This window comes from Corallococcus llansteffanensis, from assembly GCF_003612055.1.
Taxonomy (GTDB): Bacteria; Myxococcota; Myxococcia; order Myxococcales; family Myxococcaceae; genus Corallococcus; species Corallococcus llansteffanensis.
Genome location: NZ_RAWB01001181.1, coordinates 1 through 456, shown reverse-complemented (window position 1 = coordinate 456; position 456 = coordinate 1). Strand labels below are relative to the sequence as shown.

The 456-nt window shown below is 64.5% G+C and carries 1 protein-coding gene; it reads right to left on the bottom strand.

What is annotated here, in order from left to right:
• The coding region (locus D7V93_RS44025) for a MarR family winged helix-turn-helix transcriptional regulator (RefSeq protein WP_120648751.1) at positions 1-347 on the bottom strand (347 nt) is incomplete at its 3' end.
• Positions 348-456: the final 109 nt, after the last annotated feature.

Here is a 456-nt window from a genome sequence, read left to right as displayed (position 1 = left end):
GCATTGATGAAGGCGATGCGGCGCGGCATGCAGTCAAGCACGACGGCCAAGCCGGCGTCTGACAGCGACACGTTGGTCAGACGGTTGTCGCGTGCATCCGTTACGCGTTCGATCCAGCCGAGCTGCTCGAGCACCTTGAGCTGGCGGGTGAGCGCGCCAGGGTCCATCTGCAGGCGCTCGGCGAGCTGTTTCTGAGCCATGCCGCCGCCGGTGTTGTCGTGCAGCGCCAGCAGGATGCGCCAGCGCGGCATCGGCTGGCCGACATGCGCCTCGAAGGCGGACATGAACGCACGATAGGTGCGGCCGAACTGGTGCATGACGGCGAAGCGTTCGCGTTCAGAGGTCATCGATCAGGGCTGAGATTGCTGGGAAACCGCGCATCCTAACCGCTCCGGCTTGTTCTCGCCTATCCGGCGCCTATTCCGTATGTTGCACGGGCTCGACATGGTGCAGCAC